This is a genomic window from Chryseobacterium binzhouense (assembly GCF_007474545.1).
GTDB classification, from domain to species: domain Bacteria; phylum Bacteroidota; class Bacteroidia; order Flavobacteriales; family Weeksellaceae; genus Chryseobacterium; species Chryseobacterium binzhouense.
In genome coordinates this window covers 11380-35409 of the sequence record NZ_VKOG01000003.1, presented here as the reverse complement: position 1 = coordinate 35409, position 24030 = coordinate 11380, and the positions used below count along the sequence as shown (strand labels likewise).

Annotated in this window: 13 protein-coding genes and 1 pseudogene; 6 read left to right on the top strand and 8 right to left on the bottom strand. The window is 34.3% G+C overall.

From position 1 onward, the window contains the following. Positions 1-2: 2 nt before the first annotated feature. Positions 3-4430 (bottom strand): annotated as a pseudogene (locus tag FNE73_RS08840) (CusA/CzcA family heavy metal efflux RND transporter). A 375-nt stretch (positions 4431-4805) separates the two neighbouring features. Further along, a complete protein-coding gene (locus FNE73_RS08835; RefSeq protein WP_143884267.1) occupies positions 4806-5189 on the bottom strand; it encodes a hypothetical protein in 384 nt (127 codons plus the stop codon). A 221-nt stretch (positions 5190-5410) separates the two neighbouring features. Between FNE73_RS08835 and FNE73_RS16890 the strand changes: the two genes are divergently transcribed. Both FNE73_RS16890 and FNE73_RS08830 read left to right on the top strand, forming a co-directional pair. Continuing rightward, positions 5411-5674, top strand: a complete 264-nt coding sequence (locus tag FNE73_RS16890) for a hypothetical protein (RefSeq protein ID WP_228429992.1) — start codon at positions 5411-5413, stop codon at positions 5672-5674. Further along, positions 5658-6650: a tyrosine-type recombinase/integrase gene (locus FNE73_RS08830; protein WP_317129885.1), complete on the top strand. Its 993-nt coding sequence runs from the start codon at positions 5658-5660 to the stop codon at positions 6648-6650. Before FNE73_RS16890 ends, FNE73_RS08830 begins: the two co-directional genes overlap by 17 nt. A gap of 306 nt (positions 6651-6956) precedes the next feature. Here the strand turns inward: FNE73_RS08830 and FNE73_RS08825 are convergent, their stop codons facing one another. After that, positions 6957-8918: a sensor histidine kinase gene (locus FNE73_RS08825; RefSeq protein WP_143884266.1), complete on the bottom strand. Its 1962-nt coding sequence runs from the start codon at positions 8916-8918 to the stop codon at positions 6957-6959. After that, on the bottom strand, positions 8915-9541 hold the full coding sequence (locus FNE73_RS08820) for a LuxR C-terminal-related transcriptional regulator (protein ID WP_143884265.1): 627 nt from the start codon (positions 9539-9541) through the stop codon (positions 8915-8917). The genes FNE73_RS08825 and FNE73_RS08820 overlap by 4 nt, the downstream gene beginning before the upstream one ends. A 137-nt stretch (positions 9542-9678) precedes the next feature. Here FNE73_RS08820 and FNE73_RS08815 point away from each other — a divergent pair, with 137 nt between their 5' ends. The 4 genes from FNE73_RS08815 to FNE73_RS08800 all read left to right on the top strand — a co-directional run bounded on the left by FNE73_RS08815 (position 9679) and on the right by FNE73_RS08800 (position 17175). Further along, on the top strand, positions 9679-13887 hold the full coding sequence (locus tag FNE73_RS08815; protein WP_143884264.1) for a DUF4347 domain-containing protein: 4209 nt from the start codon (positions 9679-9681) through the stop codon (positions 13885-13887). Positions 13888-13897: 10 nt separating this feature from the next. Beyond that, a complete protein-coding gene (locus FNE73_RS08810) occupies positions 13898-14470 on the top strand; it encodes a hypothetical protein (protein ID WP_143884263.1) in 573 nt (190 codons plus the stop codon). Positions 14471-14525: 55 nt separating this feature from the next. Next, positions 14526-15905: a hypothetical protein gene (locus tag FNE73_RS08805; protein WP_143884262.1), complete on the top strand. Its 1380-nt coding sequence runs from the start codon at positions 14526-14528 to the stop codon at positions 15903-15905. A gap of 73 nt (positions 15906-15978) precedes the next feature. Then, positions 15979-17175, top strand: a complete 1197-nt coding sequence (locus FNE73_RS08800; protein ID WP_143884261.1) for a hypothetical protein — start codon at positions 15979-15981, stop codon at positions 17173-17175. 625 nt (positions 17176-17800) lie between these two features. Here the strand turns inward: FNE73_RS08800 and FNE73_RS08795 are convergent. From FNE73_RS08795 to FNE73_RS08780, 4 genes are all read right to left on the bottom strand, one after another. Next, positions 17801-21604 carry a hypothetical protein gene (locus FNE73_RS08795; RefSeq protein ID WP_143884260.1) on the bottom strand — a complete coding sequence of 1268 codons (3804 nt, stop codon included), beginning with the start codon at positions 21602-21604 and terminating at the stop codon, positions 17801-17803. 139 nt (positions 21605-21743) lie between these two features. Continuing rightward, positions 21744-22112 (bottom strand): ASCH domain-containing protein, encoded by a 369-nt coding sequence (locus FNE73_RS08790; protein WP_143884259.1) that lies wholly within the window; start codon positions 22110-22112, stop codon positions 21744-21746. After that, on the bottom strand, positions 22090-23592 hold the full coding sequence (locus FNE73_RS08785; RefSeq protein ID WP_143884258.1) for an EVE domain-containing protein: 1503 nt from the start codon (positions 23590-23592) through the stop codon (positions 22090-22092). The genes FNE73_RS08790 and FNE73_RS08785 overlap by 23 nt, the downstream gene beginning before the upstream one ends. Next, positions 23589-24029: a hypothetical protein gene (locus tag FNE73_RS08780; RefSeq protein WP_143884257.1), complete on the bottom strand. Its 441-nt coding sequence runs from the start codon at positions 24027-24029 to the stop codon at positions 23589-23591. Before FNE73_RS08780 ends, FNE73_RS08785 begins: the two co-directional genes overlap by 4 nt. Between the last annotated feature and the right edge of the window lies 1 nt (position 24030).

The window sequence follows — 24030 nt, the reverse complement described above, 5'->3', positions numbered from 1 at the left end:
TTTTACGGATTTAAAGTAAGGTATTCCAGTTCAATGGCGCTTTGGTTAAGTTTCCAGACTGCATCGGTGTAATTGTTTTTAAGCTGTACTGCCTGATTCACGAGGATCACAAATTCAAGGTAATTGATTTCTCCGCCGATAAACTGTCTTTTCGCCGTTTCGGTAATAACATCTGCATTTTTCAGGTCGGAACTTTCATATTTTGAAACAATTTCCAGATTGGACTGATAGATTTCTCTGGCTTTTTTAAGCTGATTCTGAAGGTTGAATTCAGCGTTTTTCAGTTCACTTTCTGCAACAGACTGCGCAACTTTTGCAGCTTCAATTCTCGCTTTCTGACCTCCCGAAAATATCGTAAGCGAAACACCGACCTGAACCGAATGAAACTGAGGTGTTGCATTGTAGAGTTTATCATCCGGACCTAATCCTTTAAAACTGTTCAGGTTGTACGCCAATTGCAGACCGGGAAGCATTTTTGCTTTTTCCAGTGCAATCTGTTCTGTGGAAATGTTTTTCTGCTGTTCCCAGATTTTGAGCAAAGGATGATCCGCCAGTTTTTCGTTTAAAGAATTGGCAAAAGATTTTGAATCTTCGGGAATAAAATCGGTTTCCGTATTCAAAAGCCACTGAAACTGGATCTTTAAAACGGCTAATTCCTGCTGCAATTGTTTTAACTGAATTTCTATCGCCGATTTCTGGCTGGAAGCGGTTGTTTTTTCCAGAATATTGCTTTCCCCGGCTTTCAGTCTGAGGTTCGCTTTGTCTGAAAAGTCGGTGTACAGTTTCAGGATTTCATTCAGCAGTTTTTCTTTTTCCTTCCAGTACAGAATGTTGTAAAAGGTAAGGCTGACTGCCTTTTTAAGTTCATATTCTTTCAGGGAAACATTCAGCAGAGATTTTTTCCATTCCTCGGTGTATACATTTTTCTGTTTTTTATACACTGTCGGAAAAGCAATGTTCTGCGAAACGCCAAATTTCGTATCGTTGTACGCACTGTTGATCTGTCCGTAGTCGAACGTTACACCAGTCTGCGGAATATCATTTGCCGATTTTATCAAAGCTTTGGAATATTCAGATTTCAATTTTTCGTTTTTAAGATTTCTGTTGTTTTCCAGTGCGGTATTGATCGCAGTCTGAAGATTGATCGGCGTTTGTGCCTTCAATCCAAATCCTGCAAAGTTGAATAGCAATATGAATACAGCCGTTATATTTTTGTGATTATTTTTCATATGTAGATATTTATTGTTTTTTAAAGGTCATATGTAATCGCGTTTTCTTTATAGGCGTTTGCGTTTTCCAAATGATGGCGATTTCATTTTAAATCCTTTTTCAATGGTTACATAAAGAAGCGGCAGTACAAAAAGGGTAAGGAAGGTTGCAACGAGCAGACCTCCGATCACCACGGTTGCCAACGGACGCTGAACTTCCGCTCCTGCTCCGTTGCTGAGCGCCATAGGAATAAATCCTAAAGATGCTACGAAAGCCGTCATCAGAACCGGACGAAGTCTGGATTCTCCGCCATCAATTACGATTCTTACAATATTCCGGATTCCGCTTTTGTATAATCTGTTGAATTCTGAGATGAGAACGATTCCGTTGAGAACCGCCACTCCGAAAAGGGCAATGAATCCAACACCTGCACTGATGCTGAAAGGCATTCCTCTCAAAGCCAGAAGAAATACGCCGCCAATAATTGAAAGTGGAATTGCGGTGTAAATCAGCAGACTTTCTTTTACTGAGCCGAATGCTAAAAACAACATTACAAAAATAAGCGCCAAAGCAACCGGAACGGCAATCATCAGACGCTGTTTTGCATTGTTTAGGTTTTCAAAAGAACCTCCGTAAGTCATATAATAACCTGTCGGAAGTTTGATCTCTTTGTTTACTTTAGTCTGAAGTTCTTCCACGATGCTCTGAACATCTCTTCCTTTGATGTTGAATCCAACGACAATTCTGCGCTGTGCATTTTCTCTCTGAATCTGGTTTGGTCCGTTTTTCACTTCAACTTTTGCAAGCTGAGAAAGCGGAATCTGGTTTCCGAAAGGGGTCGGAACCAACAGGTTTTTAATATCATCCACATTTTTACGGACTTTGGAATCAAGACGAACGACCATATCGAAACGTTTTTCGCCTTCGAAAACGAGACCTGTACTCTGACCTGCGAATGCGGCATTCACAATCCGGTTGATGTCGGAAATGGATAAATGATATTGTGCAATAACAGGACGGTTGTATTCTATGGTTACCTGCGGCATTCCGGCAATCGGTTCGATGTAAAGATTTTGGGCTCCGTCCACAGTTTCAATAATTTTACCAAGTTTCTGGGCATTTTGGGAAAGAACGTCAAGATCATCTCCGAAAATTTTAACCACGACATCCTGTCTTGCTCCCGTCATCAGTTCATTGAAACGCATCTGCACCGGAAACTGGAAACTTACCGTTACACCAGGAACATCCTGCAGCTCTTTGGTCATTTTTTCTGCCAGTTCCGGAAATGTAGATGCGGAAGTCCATTCTTTTTTGTCTTTCAGGATCACCATCAAATCGGCAGCATCCATCGGCATCGGATCTGTAGGAACTTCCCCGCTCCCGATTTTTGTCACGACTTTTTGTACTTCAGGAAATCTTGATTTCAGGATATGAGCAGCTTTTTGGGTACTTTCAATGGTTGTATTGAGATTGCTTCCTGGCAAAACTCTGGTTTCAACAGCAAAATCTCCTTCTTCAAGGGAAGGAATAAATTCTCCTCCCATTCTGCTGAGAATGAAAATTGCCAAGACAAAAAGTACCGCCACGATGGAAAATACCATTTTCGGAACTCTTAAAATTTTAAGCAGTGTTTTAAGATAGAGTTTCTCTACTTTTTTCATCATCCGGTCTGATAAGGTTGGTTTTGAACTTCTTTTTCTTAAGAGTAAAGAGCTCATCATCGGAATGTAGGTTAACGACAATAAAAATGCGCCTAATAAAGCGAAAGCGACAGTTTGTGCCATCGGTTTGAACATTTTCCCCTCAATTCCCTGTAAGGTAAGAATCGGAAGATAAACAATCAGGATGATGATCTGTCCAAATACGGCACTGTTCATCATTTTTCCGGCAGAATCGGTAACAATAGTATCCATTTCTTCTTTTACAACGGAGAATATTTTTTTGAATTTTGAATTATGGCTGAACTGATGCAGAACGGATTCTACAATAATCACCGCACCGTCGATAATCAAACCAAAATCCAGTGCACCGAGACTCATCAGGTTTCCGCTGACTCCGAAAAGATTCATCATACAGATGGCAAAAAGCATTGCGAGCGGAATTACGGAAGCCACGAGCAATCCGGCGCGTACATTTCCGAGGAACAAAACCAGTACAAATACAACAATTAATGCACCTTCTGTAAGGTTTTTCTCAACGGTTCCGATGGCATTGTTTACCATTTTGGTACGATCAAGGAACGGTTCTATTACGACTCCTTTCGGAAGGGTTTTCTGAATCTGTGCAATTTTTTCTTTTACATTTTTAATAACCTGATTGCTGTTTTCGCCTTTCAGCATCATCACCACTGCTCCGGAAACTTCTCCCTGATCGTTGAATGTCATTGCACCGTATCTTGTGGCAAAGCTGGTTTTCACTTCTGCAACATCTCTTATAAATAATGGAATTTCATTGGTTTTGGAAGCAATTGCAATATTTTTGATGTCTTCGATATTGCCAATCAACCCTTCGCTCCGGATGTATAAAACGGTCGGTCCTTTTTCGATATAAGCTCCTCCTGTGTTCTGGTTATTGGTGTTTAAAGCATCGAAAACATTGTTGATGGTGATTCCGTAAGCGTTTAACCTGTCGGGATTGACGGCAATTTCGTACTGTTTCAGTTTTCCTCCGAAACTGCTGACTTCGGCAACGCCTTTTACACCGAGAAGCTGTCTTCTGACAATCCAGTCCTGAATGGTGCGGAGTTCTGTAATATCGTATTTTTTCTCGTAGCCTTTTTCGGGACGGATCACGTACTGGAAAATTTCGCCTAAACCTGTGGAAATAGGACCTAATTCGGGAGTTCCGATTCCCTGCGGAATCTGGGTCTGAACCTGCTGCAGTCTTTCTGCCACCTGCTGTCTAGCCCAGTAAATATCTACATCATCCTCGAAAACGATGGTAACGAGCGATAAACCGAACCGAGAAAAACTGCGGATTTCTTTTAATCCTGAAATATTATTGTTCGCCTGTTCTATGGGAAATGTCACTAATCTTTCGATGTCTGTTGCTCCAAATGAAGGAGCAATGGTAATGACCTGCACCTGATTGTTGGTAATGTCGGGAACTGCATCTATCGGAAGTTTGGTAACCTGATAGGAACCCACGCCTATCAATCCCAAAATCAACAGCGCAATGATGAGTTTGTTCTTTACAGAAAACTCAATGATTTTTGTAAGCATAATGATTTGTTGAGTTTATTAGCAGATAATAGATAAATAGTTTTACAGATAAGTATCTCTATTTGAATTACGATTCTAGCAAATGCTTATGAATAAATAATAATGGTCTGATACCAATTAATGCCTATTTTAATCGCTGGAATTTATACTGGTTTGCAGCCCGAAGTGCCTCATTCTTTTACCTTCAATTTTTGAATCGGCGAATCTCGTTCCTCGATTTGAGTGGAGCTCTTCGTTGGAACAAAAAAGCGGGAATCCTTCAAGCTCAAGATAAACTTCGGACGGATTAGCTGCCCAAATAAAAAACTGTATAAAATTGACCAATAAGTATCAGCAATCTCCCAAAGTGATATTTGAGAGGAATTCAGAAAAAAATCAACAAGATTTCGGCGGCTGCCAGATGGAATTGAGAATATCTTTATTGTAAAAGATGCTTTTATAAAAAGTTGGATTAGATTTAATAATCTGGTTGTTTTCTTTTTCAGAAAAAAAGAGTGTAAGCGGAGTTACGGGAGTGAAAACAACTACGAGATGTGCCTCGTGCGAGACGAAAGGAAGCTGCTGGTCTTTGGTGTAATCTGAATCTTTTACCGGATTATCATAATGGATTTTGAAAAATGAACCGATTGTAAGTTTAGGATTCTGCTCTTTGTGTTCCATATAATGCTCAATAAGCACCGGAACTTTCAAAAACTGATACAGCTCGGTTGTAGAAACCAAGTATAAACTAAGCAATAGTATTGAGATCAGTTTTTTCACTTCTGCAAAATTATAAAATGTTTCGTTAAGAATGGTTTTAAATAAACAAAACCATCCTGATCGGATGGTTTGTACATTGTGGAGTTGGAGGAAAATGAACCTATTATATTTCTTAATATATAAACACTCTATTAATCATTATTATACCTGTATTTGCATAAATGAATATAGGTGTTTTTTATATCTAAATATAGAAGTACTAGCACCTAAATTAGCACCTAATGAATTCGACTTTTAAACTTAAAGAACCTAACTCCGAGAAGGAAACACTTATTTATTTCCGTTCTTATTTTGGGAATGAAAACAAAAATTTCATCTATTCTACTGGAGAAAAAATTACACCTGCTGAATGGGATTTTGAAAATAGACAGCCAAATGATTTGAATGGAAGAACCCGAAGAGCTGAAAATCATAGAAGCATTAAAAAGCAATTAGACAGATATAGTGGTTTTTTCACTGAAATAGTTAATCGTTATAAGAATTAATGAAGAACTGACTTTAAATCTTTTACGACAAAGATTCGATGAAGAATTTAAAAAAACAAAATCGAAAAATGATTTTTTTAGAATTTATGAGGAATTTATTGAGGAAAAAGAAAATGATTATTCTGGAAATTCAATATCCAATTCAACGCTTAAACGCTACAAGTGTAATAAGACTTTATTGGAAGATTTCGAAAATAAAGCAAATCACAAGTTATCGTTAGGGAAATTCAATGGTAAAACATTTAATAAATTTTTAAAATTTTGTATTGAAGATAGAAAACATTCAGCAAATACCGTTCATAGAAATGTAGGATTATTGAAAACTTTTTTACTTTGGGCATTAAACAAAAAATATAGCTACAATAATGATTTTATTAGTTTTAAGAAACCGCCTAAATTCAGGACTGATGAAATTGCCTTGAATTACGAACAGGTTGAGATAATTTACAATCACGATTTTACAAAAAACAAAAGATTGGAAAGAGTTCGTGATTTATTCGTTTCTGGTTGTACCACGGGAATGAGATATGGTAATTACAGTAAAATTTCCAGAAGTGATATTGATGGCAATTTTATCCGAGTGATTGATTTGAAAAGTAAATCCAAAAACTTAGCAATTCCTTTAAACAGCGTCTCTAAATCTATTCTTGAAAAGTACGATTACAATTTGCCCAATATTACGAACCAGAAAATGAATGAGTACATTAAAGAAGTATTTCAAGAATTGGAGTTTACAGATGAAATTAAAAAAACAATGAAATACGGTGATGAATTAGTGGAAATGAAGTCTGAATTTTGGGAAAGAATTTCTTCCCATACCGCGCGAAGAAGTTTTATCACGATAATGAAAAACAAAAGAGTTCCAGATAAAGTGATTATGAGTTATACAGGACACACGAGTTTAGAGGTTTTCAACGCTTATTACAGACCAAGCGAAGAAGATAAAGTTAATTACATGAATGAGGTTTTTAAATAACACTGTTTTAAGAATGAATGAAAAGAAATTATACGGACGTTGGTATATTTGGGAGGAGCTTGTGGGCTACCCAATGATGCTTTATTATTGGATTAAAGGAGATAAAATTAAAAAATTACTTTCCGAAAGAATTAGAAAAGCAAAATATAGAGCTGAACAGGAAGTATTAACAGAAAAAACAAAGAACGAATTTCTAATCGAATATGAAAAACTGGATAATTTCTTTAGTTACCATTTTAAAGAAATAATTGATTTTTTGAGGTTTACCATTGTTTTAATCAACGCTCATTGTACTATAATAGAATATCATTTTTTCAACACCACTTTTAATAAAAATCCAGAATTATTCTTTGTTATTAGAGTTCCATTATTACTTTCTATTTCGTTTTTCAGCATCTGTAATCCCATTCCACTTTGATATGATTTCGTGGGAGTTTTTATACGTTTTTTCTTATCGTCATTTTCTATTTCAAGGATAATTTCTTCTTGGTTTTCGGTTAATTTTATATCCACATTTTTAGCATTCGAGTGCTTTACAATATTACTGCAACCTTCTTTCAGGGTAGAAAGTATAATCAGTTTTTGGGCATAGCTCAGTTCGGTTTCGGGAGCGATTTTAAATGCTGTTGAAAGGTTAATATTATCTTGGGTTTTGAAAACAAGATTGATATTTTTTTCTAGATTTTGTAGAAAATCATTGATCTTATTTTGTGTAACAGGGGTATGTAATTCGTGACTTTTTGTACGCACATTGGCATATATTTTTTGCAAATCTTCGATAAGCGCATCCCAAAAAGCCAAGTCAGATTCTTTATTTTCAATTTTTCTTTTTACTTTAAAGAAATTGATTGTTGTAACTAATGTTGCTCCAATGTCATTATGTAATTGGGTCGAGATCTTTTTTTGAATTTCTTGTACCGCAAATTCTTTTTCGATTTCTATTTTTTGTTTTTCATAATTGGTGATATTTCTAATTTCGTTTTGCAACATTTCTAGCTTCTTCTTTTTCTTTCTGTTTTGGTAGTAATAGTACGCTAGGATGATAAAGACAATATTGGCAATAATGATAATGAAAATAATGAGGTTTCTTTTAGTGATTTTTAGTTTATTGATTTCTACTTCCCTTTTAGATTCTTTGTTTTTTTGCTCCAATTCTCGTACTTTCAGTCGGTAGTTCAAGAAATTGTTGTTTTCATTTATTTTCGTCATTTCTTCTTGATAGAGAAGCGCCTTTTCGTAATTTCCTCTGTTTTTTTCAATCGTGTACAATTCGCTAAACAACAGTAATTTAAGAATATGATTGATGTTGTTAACTTCTATGGATTTCACTAATTTCAGAGCGTTTTCTTCATCTCCTAATCGAATAAGATTTAGGGCTTTTATACCGTTGATGAGATTGTCGTTGTAGAGGGTGTCTTTTACCTCGTAATATTCCTTTTTTGTAGCGAGGTTAATGTAATATTGTGATTTTTTGTAATCGTTTTTCAGGTAATAAATCAGAGATAGTAAACTGTAAGCCGAGGTATAATTGCGTATAATTTTGTTTTGAAAAATAATGTTTAGTAATTTTTCTGCTTCCGTAAGATTGGTTGGGTTTTTGGTGTCCAAATAGATTTTAATATTGGCTTGGGCTTTAAAAATGTTTTGAGAGTAGTAGGCGTTTAGATATTTGGGTTCTTTTATGTTTTTTTTGATGTTTACCATCGCAGAATCGTAGTAGGAAATTGCTTTTTCGTAATACTGCAATTTTTCTTCGTACATATTTCCTTTTATATTATACAGATCGGTAATAAAGTTGTAAATTTTATTCTTTTGAGAAAAAGCAATTCCTTCGTCGTAATACAAGTCTGCTAAATTGTATTTTTTTTCTTGTTGCAAGAGTAAACCTTTTGATAGCAGAGCCAATGGGAAAAATTTCTCAAAACCCTTGTTGTCTTTTCTCAACACCTTTATCAATTGGTCTGTGATTTCTGTTTTTTCTTTCTGGGAAGAGAATTGAGGAAAGTTGATGTAAATAAGAGATAGAGCAGAAAGCGATTTTATGGTTTGTTCTCTGGATTTATTTTCTTGGAGAAGTCTGGTAAAATTATTTTTAAGAAATAGAAAATCTTTCTCGCTATTTTGGTCATAGCTCATCGTTTTGATGATGTTTTCGGCCTCTTGTAAGTTGAGTTTTTTTTGATAATCTCTCGGTTTTTGTTGAGGCTCGTTTGCCAAAATAGAAAATAGCTGTGTAAAAATGAAAAAAAATAGGAAAAATTTTTTCATGGCGTGTTATTAAGTTTTATGATGAGTTCATTTATAGATTTTACATTGGCTTTTCTCATAATATTTCTTCGGTGGACGATAATGGTATGCTCGCTCAGATTGAGAATAGCAGATTTTTCTTTAATAGACTTTCCTTTTTTTATCCAATAAATAATTTCATTTTCTCGAGGGGTGAAATGCCTTTGATGGTCTGTAAAAGTTGCATTCAGTACTGCGTCTTTCATATCATTAGAGATATAAACACGGTTATTCATTACCCATTTTACGGCATCTTTTATCTCTTTTATGCTTGCTGACTTTGATAAAAATGCTTTTGCTCCCTTACTGATGAGTTCAGAAATAGCAGATGCATCTATAATTCCACTTAGAATAATGATTTTTAAAGAAGGATATTGCTGGCTCCATCTTGCGATTTTTTGGGTCATATCCACTTCCGGTATGGAATAATCTGCAAAAAGGATACCTGTCTTTTCCTTAGACAGATGCTTTTCAAAATCGTCAACCACATCAAAACATTCGATTTTATCAAAAATATGCTCTTCTTCTAATAGCATTTTTACAGAAATAGAAAAAAGTTTGTGGTCATCAAGCAATACTGCATTCATAAGTGTAAAATTAATCATTATTAGTAATTCTTGATATACCTAATTTTAGGTATTAAATATACATAATGATCGGCATTACCTGAGACTTTTCAATGGAATAATTTTGTACTTCAATATGTTAGAGAAAACAAATTTTGAATTAAAACATTTTATGTATGATGAAAAAAAAATTTTTATTTACGTTCAAAGTTATTTTGTTATTGTTTTTTTGTCAAAGTTTTGATGCAAAAGAAACTTCCAATTTTTATTTCGATCAAGGGATTGAGGTAAATACGAGTGATATCAGTAGCGGTTTTAACCGCTCTGTATATCATGTTTACTCACATGGTAAATCGGGAGAATTGTTGATAAATGGAGAATGGAAAAACGCTCAACAAATAGCAAGTTTTTTAAGACCCAAACTATCCAAGGATATTAAATACCTTAATATCTATGGTTGCGAATTTGGAAAAGGAAGCAAAGGTACAGAAGCTGTTGCTTATTTAGAATCTGAGCTGAAAATTCAAGTTTCTGCCTCTACTAATATTACAGGAAAAGATGGAGACTGGTTACTAGAAGTAGGAAAATCGAGTGACATCATGATTCCTAAAAACTTTCTAGGTAATCTACAAGCGTGTACAACTGGTGCACCTGCATTGCCCGCTGTAACTACTACTAATAATACCTTCTGTACTGCCAGTAATGGAACAATTACATTTACGGCAACTGCGGATAGAGAATACAGTATTAATGGTGGGATAACTTACCAACTCAGCAATATTTTTTCCGGCTTACCTGCAGGCAGTTATTCTTTAAGAGTTAGAAAAATATCGGAACCAGGTTGTGTTTCTACAACCTCTACGGTTACGTTAACCGATGTTCCTGTAAGACCTGCATTTAATGGAACAGCAAGTACTTCTACCAATTCAACAAGTTGTCCAACGCCTAATGGTTCTATTACTCTTGTTGCATCTGCAGCAACTGCAAGTCCTAATAATGAATTTAGTATAGACAATGGTGTTACATGGCAATTATCAGGTGTTTTTAGTGGCCTTACAGAAGGTACTTATCGTGCGTTTATAAGAAATACGGTTTCTGGTTGTGTTTCAAACGTAAGAATTGTTACCTTAACAGGTCCTGCAAAACCAGCAAATGCAGCAGGTACAGCTACAGCAGTTACCAATTGTACGACGCCTAATGGATCTATTACACTTAATGCTGTAACTGGAGTAGAGTATAGTATTGATGGGGGAGCTACCTTTAGTACCTCTAGAATATTTAACAACTTAGCAGCTGGAACGTACAGCGCTGTTTTAAGAAGCACCTCCACAGGTTGTGTTAGTGCAACTCCTACATCTATTGTTTTTGGTACAACTACTCTTGCAAACCCTGTTGCTACAACAACAAATGTTACCACATGTACACCTAATCCAAATGGAACGATTACAGTAACGGCACCAACAGTAACAGCAACAAATCCTTCTCCTTTTCAATATAGTATAGATGGAGGGATTTCTTTTCAAACAAGTAATGTATTTTCAAATTTAGCAAGAGGAACTTACAGAGTGGCTTATAGAAATGCAAATGGTTGCGTATCACCAATCGTAAATACTAACGTTGGAGGTATATTAACTTTAGCAACAACTCAGATCACAATTGTAGATTCTAATCCTTGCGGTACTGTAGGAACAGGTTCCTTAACCGTAAATGTAACTACAACAGGAACTGAATATAGTTTTGATGGTGGAAATACTTGGCAAGCTACTAACGTAAAAACTAATCTTAAACCGGGTATTTATGATGTTAGAATCCGAAGATTAGGATGTGTTTCTAATATTGTTAATGTTGCAGTTGGTGTAAATAGTGATTCGGCTTTATCCGCAGTTTCCGCAACTAGTACTAATGCCACAAGTTGTACTACCCCAGATGGATCAATTACTATAAATAATAATAATGCTACTTATGAGTACACCATCAATGGAGGAAATACATGGCAAGATTCTAGATTTTTTACTAATCTAGCTGCTGGAACTTATGCTGTCGGGTATAGAGTGAAATCTTCACTATGTACACCAATTATCCCTACAATTTCTAGAATTATTTCTGGCCCTACAGTAGCAACACCTACAAATACAGGTGTTACCCAACCAACAGATTGTTCTCCTGCAAATGGTGCCATATTAGTGGATAATTTAGCAACACCAGAAACAGGTATAGAATATAGTATTGATGGTGGTACTACTTGGAGTACAAGCAATAATTTTACAGGTTTGCAACCGGGCACGTACACTGTTGTAAAGAGAAATACTACAACTGGTTGTATTTCTGCAAGCAGAACGTTAACCCTAAATTCACCAATAAATCTTACTTCTGCAAACTTAGTCGTAGTCGATTCTACCACTAATCCACCAAATGGAAGTATTACAGTAAATAGAACTCCAGTTGCTAACTTCTTATTCAGAATAAACGGGGGTGCTTGGCAATCGAGTAATGTTTTTTCAGGATTAGGTACTGGTACGTATACCATTCAAATAAAAAATAATACGGGCATAGATTGCGAATCCAGAGTGGTAACTGCTAGTATAACAGGTGTAGACTTTGCAGCGCCAACCGTAACTAAAAAGGATATTACTTGTACTGATACCACAGGGAGTATAACCATTACTTCACCCATTAACAGCGCGTATGAGTATAGTATTGATGGGGGAGTTACCTATTTTTCTGGCACTTATCAATTCTCGAATTTATCCGCTGGTGAGTATAAAGTACAATATAGAAATCCTTTTAACTTACAAACTTCTTCACCTACTATAATTTATGTTACTCAAGATATTTCTGGTGATGGTTGTACAGATTCGGATGGAGATGGTATAATAAATTTTGATGATTTAGATGATGATAATGATGGTATTCTTGATGAAACTGAAAAAGCTGTAGAACGTTGTACTATACCTGGCGCTAAATTGAGAGTTGGATATGTTCCAAATGACAGACATACTGGAACTACGGACACAGGATACACATTTGATGGTGGATTTATGAATACCAGTTCAGTTCCTAAACTCACCAATTTAGCCAATTTTGGTCCTAATGGTACTTTCCCTGCGGAGCTTGAGTTAGTCCCTATGGAGGGTACCGGTCCAGCTTATGGAAATCCTAGTGCTACCCCCCCAGAGGCATTTGGTAGTAAACAAATTACCTATGAAGATTTGGTGCGTTTTAATTTGGATATCATCTTTATAGGAGGTATAGATAGAAATGGTACAAATACTTCTTTGTCGGCGGCAGAGTTTGATGCTTTCAAATTATGGACCAGAGATCCTAAACATGTAATGATTGTTACCCAAGCTCAAACCAAACCTTTCGGTGCAACTCCAATATCTGGTAATGTTAATCCTGGTGTTCCAACACCTCTTGGTTCGCAGACTGAAGTTTTTGATGGTCCATTTGGTTATGTTCCTAATTTTGAGCAGAATGGTTCTTATCAAGGTGTATTTGGTTTTACACCGGGTTGTTCTGCTTTAGCATTGGCAAGGGATAGTTCTACTGGTGCTTCAGCTAAAAAAACAGTAATTTATTTTGACCAATTATATGGAGACATATTTGTTGCAGATGTGGATATGCTGACCAGTTTAGGAGGTGTATCTCAAGGTCCAACTATAACTACAAACAATGATAAACTTTTAGTAAATATGTTTGCTTATGCCGCTAGTAAATCTCTTTGTTCAGGTTTCGATCCAGACTCGGATGGAGATGGTATACCCAACAGATTAGATTTAGATAGTGACGATGATGGTTGTGCTGATGCGATTGAAGGAGGCGCATCATTTGGAAAAATTGATCTTGTAACAGCTGGTGGTACTTTGACTGCTCAACCTGTGAATATTAATATTTGTGCAACCAGTTCTTGTGTTACTAGTTGTGGTGTTCCAATTAATAATAATATCACGGATTATGATGTAGTCGATGGGCAATCTATTGGTTCTGCATATGATGATACTCTTACAAATTTATTAGAATGTACAGCCGCTTGTTATAAGCCAGGAACTGCTCCTACTGCTTCATTACCTGCAATTTCTGGTAAACATGGGATCACCACACTTGGTAGAGCTGGTTCTGGTTCTACAGAATGGCCAGTAGTGAGAACAGGAGCTTGGACGGTTCTAGAAGCAAAAACCAAAGGTTTTGTTATCAATAGAATGCCAAGTGAATCTACAGGAACAAATATCGGAGAACCATTGAAACCAGATACTACTCCTGCTATTCTTGCCCCTGTAAAAGGAATGATGTATTATGATTCTCGTTCTAACTGTTTGAGAATTAATACAGATTCAACAAGAGCTGGCTGGAAGTGTTTTGATAAGCAAGATTGTCCAACGAATTAATAATTAAATGATGAAAAAGTATATATTTATTTTCACTCTAGCCACCTGTGCAGCACATGCACAGGTCGCTATCGGGAAATCTAGTGTTACCCCTGGTGCATCTTTAGAATTTGGAAATTCTGGAAATACAACAGATCTTAACGACATTTCCAAGCAAAAAGCTCTGGTTCTACCTTGGATTACTGATGAGGCAAGTGTAGCGAGTGGATCTGTTCCAGGAACATTAATTTATGATATTGATGCCAAAAAAGTAAAACTTGCAGTTGCGACAGCTGAAAACTCAACAACGATATCTATCTGGAGAGATCTTACTGTTGCTACAGACGGCGTGGTAGACCCAAGTTTACAAAATGCAACAGGTATTACAGAAAAGCCTACTGCAAAGGTATCAATAGGAAAAACGCCTTCAAGTATTCCAGGAGTTTTGGTTTTAGAAGATACCGACAAGGCGATGATTTTACCTCTTGTAAAAGATTATAAATCGGTAATAACACCAGAACCTGGAGCTATTGTTTACGACACTACCAATAATATGTTCTGTGTTTATAATGGTAAAAACTGGACGTTTTGGTCTGCTCAATAATATATAATAATTAAGAATTTTAAAATAAAATAATTAAGAATTTTAAAATAAAATAATGAAGAAAAGTTTATCTATAGCATCGTTAGTTCTTTTTAGTATTGCATACTCACAAAGCGGAAGAGTAGGTATTAATACAGAAGTACCAAAAACAACTTTAGATGTTAGTGGTAAAGTAGATAGTTTCGGCGCATCATTATCAAATGATATGACGGGTTTACAAGCACCAAGATTAACCAGAGCAGAATTAATTGCAAAAGGAGAATCGCTATACGGTACCAATCAGAAAGGTGCTCTAATATACGTAACCGATACTTCTGGTGCAGATGCACCATCAACCTCTCAAAGAAAAAATGTAACCTCGGTAGGATATTACTATTTTGATGGTGAATTTTGGATAAAATTATCTGCAGGAAATTCTAGTGCATCTGGTGATACCACACAAGATATTTGGAAAGATGTAGTTGCTGAATCTAGCAGTACCAATGGCCCACAAAGTGCAGGTGGTCCAGCAAGAACGGAAACCTCTATTCTCACTACCGGAACAGATAGAACCAATTATCAAAAAGCGGTATATACCGATACCCATAGATTTGGTCTTGGAACAGTTAATCCTAATGGTACCTTGCATACTTATGGTATTACGGCAAACTATTTAGACAGAATTGGGAACGGGCCAACTTTATTTCTTAGAAAATCTGCTCAAGGTAGTTCTGCTAGTGCTCCAACCGCAGTTGGTTCTGGTATTGGTTTAGGACAATTTGTAATGTCTTCCTATACAGGTGAAGCAGAGAGGTCTGGTTCAACCTTTGGCGGTTGGAATGAAACCGCAGGAGCTTCAATACAAGCATTTTCTACGGAAGCTTGGTCGGCTACAACAGCAGGTACAGCTCTTAGAATTACAGTAACACCAAACGGAGCAGACCCTTCATCAACCATAAATACAGCAACTGGAGTTAGAAAACCTGCTTTTCTTATTAATCATAATGGAAAAGTAATTGTTTCAGACGTTTTACCTTTTGGTACATCTGTTCCAACTTCACTTACGGGTAGATTTTCTATTCAAGATACTACATCAGATGCTTTTTATATCAATGCCCCGTTAGCTAATTTTAGCACCAATACAAGTAAAAAAATATTGGTTTGGGATGGTGATGGTAGTACCGTTACTACTTTAACAAATGCAAATGGTATTGCAGATTCCACAACCCTTAATAAAGGTAAAGTTGGTTATTTAGATGCTACAGGATTAGTAAATGTAACAGTACCTGCTACGCTTGGTTCTGCGGGGAATGTTACAGAAGCGGTTGTAGATGGTAGCAGTTATTATCCTACAGCAAGCACAGGTATCATTCTTACTTCGCCAAATGGATCTACCTTTAAAATCACAGTAAATGATGACGGTTCTTTGAACTCTACAAAGGTAACAACTCCGTAGTTTTTAGTTTTTTAAAATTTATAATATTAAGATTTTTAAAATAAAATATATATTATTAAAATAAAAATATATAATGAAAAAAAGTTTATCTTTAGCATCATTAGTTATTTTCAGTATTGCATACTCGCAAAGTGGAAGAATAGGTGTTAATACCGAAACCCCCAAAACAACTTTAGATGTTAATGGGAAGGTAGATGATTTAGGGGTGTCTTTAACAACCGATATGACGGGTCTACAAGCACCAAGATTAACCAGAGCAGAATTAATTGCAAAAGGAGAATCGCTGTACGGAACCAATCAAATAGGAGCTTTAATATATGTTACCGATACTTCTGGGGCAGCTGCACCATCAACTTCTCAAAGAAAAAATGTAACTACGGTAGGATACTACTATTTTGATGGTGATTTTTGGCAAAAAATTTCAGATAGTGCTACTTCAAGTCTACTCACTGCTTCTAATGGTCTTAATGCAATTGGTACTAATGTAAAACTTGGAGGAGCTTTAACAGAACCCACTACAATAAGTTCGGTTTCTGCTACCAATAAACTGAACATCATCGGTACTGGTGTAGATATGGTGAATATTGATTCGAATACTTTGTCTGTTGATGGTACTAATAACAGAGTGGCAATATTAAATACTACTCCAACTGAGACATTAGATGTTTCTGGCAATGTTCGTTTTCGAAATTTGCCAACAGATAAAGCTACTAATAGTATTTATACGCAATCTAACGGCTCTGCTTCTGCTACACAAAACCAAACTTTTGTAGCCCAAGTTCCTCTATTTGTAGACGCAAATGGAGTAATAGGTAAAGGATCTACAGCCAATAAAACCTTTACGACAGTAAAATATAATCTTAGTACAGGAAGTGATGAATTTGTTAGTAATTTTAATACGAATATACGTGCCGCAGATTACACATTAATTATAACTAATGCTGTATTAAAAGGTTTTGATAGTGGTGGAATTGAAAGAGTTTTATATGTATCAAAGCCAACATCAGATACTACAACAAGGCAAGGAGCAGTAATACCAAATATTTATCCTTTCAAGTCAGGCGGCGCTACACAAACGTGGAGCATTTATGCAGATTATGCCGACACAATACCTTGGTTACCTAATATCGCTAATCACACTTCCGTTTCATTTAGATGGGAAATTACCTGCCTCATTATTGATAACATTTTTATTAGTGATGCTGGGACAAGAAATATTACGATTTCAAATAGTGGTGGAACAGATACTACACCTGTTGTAGCTAAATAGTTTTATCAATTAAATTATGGTTCTGAAATTTGAATATCACTAAATTTAGTAAAATACAAAATATTAATGAAAATTTATTTAGCACCTAAATTAGCACCCAAAAATACAAACCCCTGCAAATAAATAATTTACAGGGGTTTATGTGGAGTTGGAGGGATTACCTTATAATTTACATAAGAAATTGATAATTAGAATTTTAAAATAATTTATTTACATTTCATTTTCATAAGGGGATGGTTTTGGGGTCGCTTATTAAAGCTTCAACTAACAATTGTACTTCTACCACCTGAATCCGCTTTGAGTAAAATTCCTTTTCTACCAAATCGTTTATATCTCTTAAAAGCAGTATCTACAGAAGTTTTAGCAATCTTGGCGTATTTTAATGAGGTCAAATTTCCTTCAAATCCTTCAAGTAGCTTCGTTAGAATCATTCTTTTTCGCTCATTTGCTATTTTAGAGGCATTATTTACAAAGAGATAATGGTTCTGGACTAACTTTGTACATCATTATATTTGATGCGATAATTGCCCTTTTTAGCAACCGAGAAATCACTTAAGCCAGTTAGTTATACACTAATTATTCTCAGCATTTTTTCGGAGAACAAAATGAATTTTTTCCGCATCAACTATTCTAAACTACTTAATAATGCCTGCCCATCTTCATCTTTAGCATCCAATAAATATTTATCTCTAAGGCTTCTAAATATTGAGGATGCTTTTGGATATATTAATTTGGTTTCATTGAAAAGATTATCAAAAAAAGAAGCTCTATATCTCTCAATGCTTCCACCATCAAAAGCACCCCTTGTTGTCATTCCTAAACTATTTGAAATTTGTATTTCAAATGCTTGCCTCATTTTATCACTTGCATTATCCCCCTCTAATACTTCATAAATTTCGTTAGGAAAACCTTTGTTTTTTGATATATCAATAGGATACTTTGCTAGTAGATGTCCTATATTAATGTCAGTAATTTTTTCTCTACAATTTATTTTAGCAAGTTCTTTAACTTCTTCCATCCATTTATTCAACACATCTCCATTTAAAGAACCATCCTCAAGTAAACTAGGTATCATATCAAAAGAATCCATAATTTTCCATCCTGCTTTATATACTTCTGGATAACTTGGGTTATTCTTGATTTTTTCTAATTCTTGTTCTCTTAAATTTTCATCCTCTGGTAAATATATTTGAGCTAGAAATCCAAAATATTCATCTGGCTTTTCTGACATCAATTTATAAAGATTTTTTGGGGAATGAGAATCAGAATTTGTGAATATAAAAGCATATTTCATTTCTATATTAGCACCACGCACTATATCATAATCGTTTCTTGAATACAGTAATTCTAATATCTGCTCGAATTGGTAATGGTCAAGATGAGTTGTGTCATCAAAATTTTCAAATCTTAAATCTTCCAGAAATTTTAAGATTTCTTCTGATGTTAGGCGTTCTTTATGATTGTATACTCCCCAACCCAAAGTATTGAGAAAAGTAATCGCTTTGCCAAATTGCTGTAATTTTTTTAAGGCATAAAAAAGTTCTATCTTATCATTAGCGTATAAAAAACCTTGCTTGGATTTCCAAAATAATTTTTCCACTTCTTCATTATTCAAATCAGAAACAAATTTCCATAAATTAATGCTATCCCATAATGAACATAAAAAATTTACAATAGCTTGATTTGAAATTCCAGATTTTATTAATCTATATAGAATTTCCGTTTGAACATCCAAACTTGTTTTACTTTCACGTCCTCTTATAAAGTTACTTGATAAAGAATAATGTTTTTGATTTTGAGAGCCAATTAATCCATATACTAATAAAACATCATCATCGGTTAGATTCATGCATAGAGCTAAAGTATTCCCATATAAATACGGATGTTCTGTCTCGTTTGCCATATCAAAAATTTTAACTACACCATATTTCTCTATTATTTTTTCAACAAATGTTATTCTCCGTTGAAGTATTTCATCATTGTTTTTCTTCCAATTTCTAATTTGCTTTCCTTCTATAAACTCTGGATATTGTTCTTCAAATAGATAAGAATCAGATAATATTTCATCTTTACTTTTGAACTTGAAAGCAATATTTTCTAACTTTTGTAAGATATTTGGGGGTAATACCCATCTCGCTGTTGGATGGCTTCTATGTTTTCCAATTTGTTTTCTAAACTCATTATATATTATATTTCTGTCTGTTTCTGAGAAATTCTGCCAACTATCTTCTACTGTTTTTAGAGCAACGTCTATCTTATCCCAATAAAATTTATCAAGAACATCAATAAGAATAAGAATTCTTTCTAAATTATTTTCTGATAGGACAATAAAATTATCTATACAGAAGTTTCTCATATAGAAAACTTCCTGTTGAGTTACTCTAATTTCTTTAATTTCTGAAAACAACCTCCACTTTGGTCTTGGCGTATGAAAAGCAGTATCAAAACCTTTATCTATTAGAAGATGTAACAATTCAAATACAATTTCGGGATGTTTTTTAATTAAAATTTCAAGAATTACCTTTCTCTCTTCTACATTTGCATTTGTTTGTGGATACCAGACCCTATAAAGACTTTGTAAACTACTGATAGGCGTATTTAAGGTAGGTAGTTTTTCTGGAGATAATTTAATGAGTTCACATAACAACATAGAAACCCTTAGAAGATGTTCAGGCATCCAACCTATAATATCCAAGCACCATAAAATAGTGGGAAGGTCATTAGCATTTCCCCCTATAAAACTTTTTTCTTCTTCAAAGAAACTTTTAGCGGAATTATCTTTTATTATTCTTTCAAGGTTAGTTAAAAAAACATCTGGAGAGGCTTCTGCTAAAATCATTAAGTTACGAGACAATGACCTCCATACAAGAATATTATTTTCAAGAATTTTTTGCACAATCCCATCCACATAATACATAACACTCAGTATTGAATTTAATCCATTCTCTTCGCCGAATACAGAAATTATGGCTAATGTTTCTGACAAACCAGTCTTCAGTTCAGAAGAATATTTAGACCTATTTTCTGGGGTTTCAAAATATATACCTCTATTTTCTAAAGGAATAGTGTATTTATGACGAGTTTCACTAAGAACGGTTAAACATATTTCTTTAAAAATTTCAAGTTGTTCTTTTGTAATATATTTTGCAAAATATAACCAAGTATCAGGAGGAGATACTAACTGCCAAATTCCATTAATGCTATATACTGGAGAATCTTCCAGATTAATTAATTCTTTCAAAAACTTGATATACTCTGCAAAAGGTTTTCCACTCAATTTTTCAATTATTTCTCTATCTCCTTCTCTCTGCTCAGAAAATTTGTTAACAAGAAGAATTGGAAGAATATCATAGACTTCGGCATCTTTCAAATATTTTGGTTTTGTATTATCATCAAATTGGAGAAGCCTTTTTAGTACTGAAATATTTCTACCTGAATTTTTTGTGAGAAGACGTGCTTTTTCAGAATCAACACCCATTTTTTTTAATCCATTTTCAAACGTATCCCTCGATACTAATGGTAGTTGTATTTTTTCTGAACCTGTTGGCTCATCTGACATACTAATCGGAATGATTAATTTATGTCCTCTTTGTGTTGCTCCAGACAGGTCTGTGCCTTCCGCCTTAAATCTTATTAAAATAATTGATGCGACATCATTTTGAATAAATTTGCTAAAAGTTTCCCGATTATCAATAACAACAATTGCTTTTTGAAAATCGTTCTCATTATGTCTTAAAAATGCCAATGGGAATGCTGTCGCTTCATCTATAGTTTTAGATTTTATATACAATTTGTTTTGGTCATTGCTAAGAAAAGATTTTAATGAATCAATTTCTTTTTCCCTGCTATTACCTAATAAGATTTCGGGAGCTATTTTTATTTTACCATTTTCACTCCAACGTCTCCAATACTCATCAAGCGTATAAATACCTGTAATAGGCTTTCCTAATTTTTCTGCAAGCCAGACCTCAACAGTAGGAGATAACTCTAACCATTGCTCAATATCAATAGCATCATAATATCTAACATCTCTCCAAAAATTTTCTCCTTTTTTTTCATCTGCCCATTTCTTCTTATCTCGATACTTTTTTGCACTAACATTTATATAAGTTGTTTGTGATGACATCTTTCCTAATGGGTTATTTTTTCTTTTATCGTAGTCATCATTTGCTTTTCCTCCTTTTTTATTGGTTGTACCAAACTCCCACACACTTTCTCCATCAGGGACAAAAATATTCCCAACTTCTGTTGTAAGTTCTCCATCATATCCGCCAACTTGCACATCTTCTCCGTAGGGAAACTGAATACTTCTAATTTTAGTTTGGTCTGCGGTTGCCAAAATCAATTTCCTAATTAAATGTGGTAAATGGCATTGGCAATCAACACTATTAGACCACATTTCTATGTCATTTGTATTTATAAATCTCATATAAATTATTTTAATATTACAAATTTAATAAACAAGAGACTGATTACCCATTTTGCTTATAGATAAAAAAATGCTGTCCTAGTTTTAGGACAGCATTTAATTTTTCTTATTGATATTCTTTACTAAAGGAAACCAATTTTCACAAATATAAATATGATTGTGGAGGTAAAACGTTGAAATCCTCCTTTAAAGAAAGAGGTGTCTTATATTTTTTAATTTCTTTTATTTTAATTGCGTGAGCAATCTCTCTATCTGCAAAGTATTCGTAAAAAAAGTCTTCTGAAATTCCAGAATATTTTTTTGTTTGTTCCCAAATTTCATTTGGATTAGAACTTAATATATCGTCAATTTCAAATTCTCCGATAACTTGTTGAACAGGAGAAGATGCATATACAACTACTGTCCGTACATTTGGGTTTTTGAAAATTACTTTACGAAATTCAAATCTTTTAACTCCTTCAAATATTTTGAATGCAAATTCTGGTTTAATCGATAATAAAACTCTCATCGCTTTTTGTTGCTTGTAATATAATGTTAAATTGTTCTTTTGTAATGGGCTTAAATCCTCTAGGGGCATCATTTACACCACCTAAAACCCTTAAATCGATTAGCTCCTTCATATTAATTCTATGTGGGAATGAATAGACATATAAAAAACTAACTACGAAAGGCTTTGAGTCTTTGTAACGCCATATTGCAAGTAATTTGTCTTCTGGAAAAACACTTCTTTTTCTACAATATATAATAAAATCATTTTCATCAGTAAAATCGGTTTTTACTTCTTGAACAATACCAATTGTAGAAACAACGCTTTTGTAATAACCTCCCGTCATGTAAAATATAATATTATCTCCTTTTTTGGGATGGGGTAATATTGCACGAGAAACATACACTTTGTTTATAGCATTTCTATGTGGGAAATCTTCTACGAAATCTTCTGGAGATTCAGTATTTAGAATTGAATCGGGCAATAATTCTGTATGGTATTCTTCATAAATTGGTACAATGTAAGAGTCATTATTTCTTGAAATAAATGGGTAAGTATGCTTTAAATTGCTTTCATTAATTTTTTTGCTGAAATCTCTCACGTAAACTAATTCCTCATTTTTTTTTCCCCATAAAATAAATCCCCATTGCTGCAGCATCTCTATCAATCTTTTTTGCTCATCTCTTTTATCAAAAATTGTTACATAAATTTCATCCACTTGATTCTTTAAGGCATTGTCAAAAATAATTTTCATGAACCGCTCACCTAAGCGAAAACCATTATTGATAACTTTAAATGTTCCAACTTTTAATCGTTTTTTTGGAATGAATAAAGGACTTATATCTGCATAACTTTCACTTTTATCTTCAACTTTTAGATAAAGAAAAGAAAGAAGTAATCCATTGTTAGAATTTACAGTTATGTACGCCTCATCATCATATTTTTTAATGAACCATTTATCAAAACCGTAATAATCTTCTTTTAAACTTGCGAAAAAGTCATCATCAAGATTTATTCTTCCGAATTTTAACTTTTGAACATTTAGTATTTTATAATTTACTAAATCTGGATGTTCAGCAAAAGTCTTTTCAAGAAAGGAATCTATAGTAAAAACTTTATCTTCAATACCTAACTCAATGGCTTTTTTACGAATTTTTTTATCTTCTGTAATTAATATATCAACTCGACCAATAAATACTTCGTTTAATAGTTGTGTGTCATTCTTATCATTATCATTAACATCAACTTTTTCTGAAATAACTTTAACTTCTTCTTGCAAAGGTGATGGAATTTCTAATTGTTCGTAACTGCCCAATTTTATTTGAAAAGTTTCAACTGTCTGTTGATTTTTGTATTTCTCAATTTCAGCGATCGTTAAGGAATGAACGCATTTAGTATATTTTGCACGCTCCAGCCAACGATATAATATACCTACATCCTGATTAATGACTTTGGATGCTTCTCTGTGAATTATAATGTTAGTATCTAGTAGTGCTTTCATATAAATGGATTTTGAAATAATGCAGAAATTGTCATTCTCATTGCCTTGTAAGCATCTTTTTCTAAACTTGTTTGCTCATCATACCAACAATTCGTTTCAAGAAAAGGATTATCAATATTATGATGTACATATCGGTTTCGTAGTTTTCTTAGCCAGTCTATCCCCTCTCCTTCATAGAATTCTTGTAGTAACTTTGCCGTACCGATAGACTTATCAGAAATTTCTTCTCGGAGATGTGAATCAATAACAGATATTGACATTACGACTACAGAAATCCAAGCACCAGCACAAAATGCTTTTTGCAAATCCATAAAAAGAGCAGTAGAGTGATCACTCACAGAGTGAATCCCGACTTCTGCTTTTTCTAATTCATCATAGACCCACATTCTACGTTTTTCCCAAATCTCTTCTTTTGGACAATCAAATATTTCGCTCATA

What these genes read in the sequence shown, in the direction of transcription:
- FNE73_RS08795 (WP_143884260.1), bottom strand. Translation starts at nt 21,604, where the DNA reads ATGAGATTTATAAATACAAATGACATAGAAATGTGGTCTAATAGTGTT.
- FNE73_RS08815 (WP_143884264.1), top strand. Translation starts at nt 9,679, where the DNA reads ATGATGAAAAAAAAATTTTTATTTACGTTCAAAGTTATTTTGTTATTG.
- FNE73_RS08810 (WP_143884263.1), top strand. Translation starts at nt 13,898, where the DNA reads ATGAAAAAGTATATATTTATTTTCACTCTAGCCACCTGTGCAGCACAT.
- FNE73_RS08825 (WP_143884266.1), bottom strand. Translation starts at nt 8,918, where the DNA reads ATGAAAAAATTTTTCCTATTTTTTTTCATTTTTACACAGCTATTTTCT.
- FNE73_RS08780 (WP_143884257.1), bottom strand. Translation starts at nt 24,029, where the DNA reads ATGAGCGAAATATTTGATTGTCCAAAAGAAGAGATTTGGGAAAAACGT.
- FNE73_RS08785 (WP_143884258.1), bottom strand. Translation starts at nt 23,592, where the DNA reads ATGAAAGCACTACTAGATACTAACATTATAATTCACAGAGAAGCATCC.
- FNE73_RS08820 (WP_143884265.1), bottom strand. Translation starts at nt 9,541, where the DNA reads ATGATTAATTTTACACTTATGAATGCAGTATTGCTTGATGACCACAAA.
- FNE73_RS08805 (WP_143884262.1), top strand. Translation starts at nt 14,526, where the DNA reads ATGAAGAAAAGTTTATCTATAGCATCGTTAGTTCTTTTTAGTATTGCA.
- FNE73_RS08790 (WP_143884259.1), bottom strand. Translation starts at nt 22,112, where the DNA reads ATGAGAGTTTTATTATCGATTAAACCAGAATTTGCATTCAAAATATTT.
- FNE73_RS16890 (WP_228429992.1), top strand. Translation starts at nt 5,411, where the DNA reads ATGAATTCGACTTTTAAACTTAAAGAACCTAACTCCGAGAAGGAAACA.
- FNE73_RS08800 (WP_143884261.1), top strand. Translation starts at nt 15,979, where the DNA reads ATGAAAAAAAGTTTATCTTTAGCATCATTAGTTATTTTCAGTATTGCA.